This is a genomic window from Ameyamaea chiangmaiensis, from assembly GCF_013376175.1.
Classification (GTDB): Bacteria; Pseudomonadota; Alphaproteobacteria; order Acetobacterales; family Acetobacteraceae; genus Ameyamaea; species Ameyamaea chiangmaiensis.
Genome location: NZ_JABXXR010000242.1, coordinates 1 through 2,660, shown reverse-complemented (window position 1 = coordinate 2,660; position 2,660 = coordinate 1). Strand labels below are relative to the sequence as shown.

The 2,660-nt window shown below is 68.4% G+C and carries 4 protein-coding genes and 1 pseudogene; 1 reads left to right on the top strand and 4 read right to left on the bottom strand.

Features of this window, described 5'->3' with window-relative positions; genetic code table 11:
* The 4 genes from HUK82_RS15820 to HUK82_RS15805 all read right to left on the bottom strand — a co-directional run.
* Positions 1 to 562: DUF2155 domain-containing protein (locus tag HUK82_RS15820; RefSeq protein WP_176614853.1), on the bottom strand; the 562-nt coding region annotated here is incomplete at its 3' end.
* Positions 559 to 795: a hypothetical protein gene (locus tag HUK82_RS15815; RefSeq protein WP_176614852.1), complete on the bottom strand. Its 237-nt coding sequence runs from the start codon at positions 793 to 795 to the stop codon at positions 559 to 561. The genes HUK82_RS15820 and HUK82_RS15815, both read right to left, overlap by 4 nt.
* A complete protein-coding gene (gene mlaD, locus HUK82_RS15810) occupies positions 792 to 1,316 on the bottom strand; it encodes an outer membrane lipid asymmetry maintenance protein MlaD (RefSeq protein ID WP_176614851.1) in 525 nt (174 codons plus the stop codon). The genes HUK82_RS15815 and mlaD overlap by 4 nt, the downstream gene beginning before the upstream one ends.
* A 99-nt stretch (positions 1,317 to 1,415) precedes the next feature.
* Positions 1,416 to 1,787, bottom strand: a complete 372-nt coding sequence (locus tag HUK82_RS15805; protein ID WP_176614850.1) for an NADH-ubiquinone oxidoreductase subunit NDUFA12 family protein — start codon at positions 1,785 to 1,787, stop codon at positions 1,416 to 1,418.
* A gap of 186 nt (positions 1,788 to 1,973) precedes the next feature.
* Between HUK82_RS15805 and HUK82_RS15800 the strand changes: the two are divergent.
* Positions 1,974 to 2,660 (top strand): annotated as a pseudogene (locus HUK82_RS15800) (vitamin B12-dependent ribonucleotide reductase); the annotation flags it as partial.

Here is a 2,660-nt window from a genome sequence, read left to right as displayed (position 1 = left end):
CCCCCTGGCCCGTCGCGGTCGGCACGACGGCAGCGCCGGTGATACCCACACCCTGCGTCCCCGCCGCGGGAGGTGGTGCCTCGACCACGGGCGCCGCAGCGTGGGTCGCCGTCGCCAGTTGCTGAAGCGACATGGGTGTGGGCGTCACCGCGTCACCCGCGCAGCCCACGACGCGCACGTCGTAGACCGGGCTTTCCAGAACATTCAGCGCGGGCTCGGCCGCGAGCATCCAGCCGCTGAAACGCGCCCCCTCGGGGTGAGAATCGACGATGTCGAGGGACACGGCCGCATCGGGGGACAATGTCGCGGGCCGGTCGAGACAGGCCTTGACCGCAAGCGTCAGGCTCTTGAACTGCGTGTTGCCGCCGGCGGGGATGGTCAGAACCTCGACATGCGAGTCGAGTCGGTCGAGCACACGCACGACCGCCTGCGCATGACCCTGCCAGACATTGGACGGGTAGATGGTAGGGGGGGAAACGGCGGTTGCCCCGCGTGCGCCCTGCACGGCGCACACGAACGCCACCGCCAGAAGCGGCACCCCTGCCCGCGCGACGACCGTCATGCAGCGGCCGGTGCGGCGCGATGCCGGGGCGACGGCAGGGTTTCGACCAGTTCGGCGAACAGGCGCCGCGCGGACGCCTCGTCCACCCCCATCAGCACCGCATCCTCGAACGCATCGCGCAGGACCTGCCGGGCCTCGGCATAGTTCTCGCGCAGGACGCGCAGTTTCTCAGTGCAGGAGACGGGCGCTCCGTCGCTCTGTGGCCAGAGGATCGCGTCGGTGTCGGCGGTCATGGCGTCTCCCCCGTCTTGCCGGCGCCCGCATGGGTCTGGTTGGCGCGCGTCATGGTGTCCGTGACCGAGAAGATGAACTTGCTCAGAAGCTGTTCAAGGCTGATCGAACCCTGCGTCTGGGTGATCGTCGCGCCGCCGGTCAGGGTTTTGGTATCCCCGCCTGGCGAAAGTGCGACGTATTTGCCGCCAAGCAGGCTGTCGCTGGTGATGATGGCCGCGCTGTCCGTCGGCAGGGCGATGTCGGGGCGCACGGAAAACGCGATGCGCGCCCGAAAGTCGTGCGGGTCAATGGATTCGCTGATAACGTGTCCGACCGTGATGCCGGCAAGACGAACGTCCGAACCCACCGTCAGGCCGTCGATATGATCGAACACGGCGTTGACGGTGTAGCCGTCGACATGGTGCCGGTTCTTGCCCACGACCGCGAACGCCATCAGCGCCACAAGAAGCAGCAGAACAGCGCTGCCAGCCGCGAGTTCGCTGGCGGAGCGGGATCTGGCCGAAGACGCGGCGATACTCATGGACGCAGGACTCCGGGACGGACACTCACCGGTTCAGCCCTATAGCGCCCGCCAGACGGATGCAACCCACCGCCATGACGCGCCCCGAAACCGCCGCAATCAGGCCTCGTCGGGGGACCATGCCTCATAATCGCCAGTCGTGCGGGCGCGCCGACCGCCACGCGCGGCACTGCCGGGGGGGGTGTAGGCCGCCGGTGTCCCGGTCATGTTCGGCTTGAACGAAAGCTGCCACCCCTTGCGGGCGGACTCGGGAATCGGGGCGTCCTGCATGTGATGCAGCCACGGCCACCACTCGGCCGGAACGGCCGAGGCGTCCTCGCCGGGGTGGTAGATCACCCAGCGCTCGTGCCGCTTCAGGCCGCCGCCGGTGCGGTTCGCGGTACGGGACTCGTAATAGGCACGGCCATCAGCGTCCCTGCCGACCAGACGACCCTTGAGCATGGTGTGAAAACGTGTGCCGAGATTTGCCATGGCCATCATGTTAGGCCGGTTTGCCGCCCGCGGTCCATCCCCGCACCCCTCCATGGGCCGATCACAAGCCGGCGACGGGCGTCCGGTGACTTATCCCCCATATCCCCAATATACAGTGGTGTGGATCCCCCAAAGACCCCCATATCCTGCTTTCCAACTCCCTTTCACCGGGCCTAGGATCGCCGCATGACAGCTCGAACCCACTGGAATGGCGTGCGCATGCGCACGACGCAGGTCTCCGTCACCCCGGACGACGATAGTCTTGTGCGCGTCACCCTGCCCGCGGACTGGGACGACGGCGCGGCGCAGGCGCTGCTGGAACTCAGCGCGGAGTCCGATCGCGCCGGGCGCGGCGGCGTGCGGATGTCCATCGAGGCGGCGCGCTGGATCGACCCGCTTGAGACACACGACCTGCCTGTACGCTCGCTGTCGTATCTTCTTCTGATGCGTCAGGGCGCCCCGGGGCGTTCCGTCTGGAACAGCCAGCATGAACGACGCCCCGCCTTCGTACTGAACCTGGCCGCCTTCGTGCAGGCGGGTGTCGGCTTCGGCACCGAGGAGTTCGTCGCCGCCGTCCGACTGGCCTGCCGCGCCCTGCGTGTGATCGCGCGCGAAAGCGACGACCTGCGCAACGGCGAGCTGCCGCTGCTCGACCTGCCGCCACGTCGGACGCTGGCGGCCCCGGAGACCAGTCCGGTGCCTCAGTCCCCCGTCGCGGACCTGCTGCTGACCAACCTGGACGCCTGCCTGGCGCTTCTCGGGCTGGATTATGACAGCGAGGCCGGACGCGATACGGCATGCTGCCTCGCGGCCCTGACGACGCTGGTCGCACATGCCGGGCGCGGCGCCGACGACGTGCCGCTGCCCCCGCAG

Coding starts and splice junctions, on each gene's coding strand:
- HUK82_RS15805 (WP_176614850.1), bottom strand. CDS start 1,787: ATGGCAAATCTCGGCACACGTTTTCACACCATGCTCAAGGGTCGTCTG.
- HUK82_RS15815 (WP_176614852.1), bottom strand. CDS start 795: ATGACCGCCGACACCGACGCGATCCTCTGGCCACAGAGCGACGGAGCG.
- mlaD (WP_176614851.1), bottom strand. CDS start 1,316: ATGAGTATCGCCGCGTCTTCGGCCAGATCCCGCTCCGCCAGCGAACTC.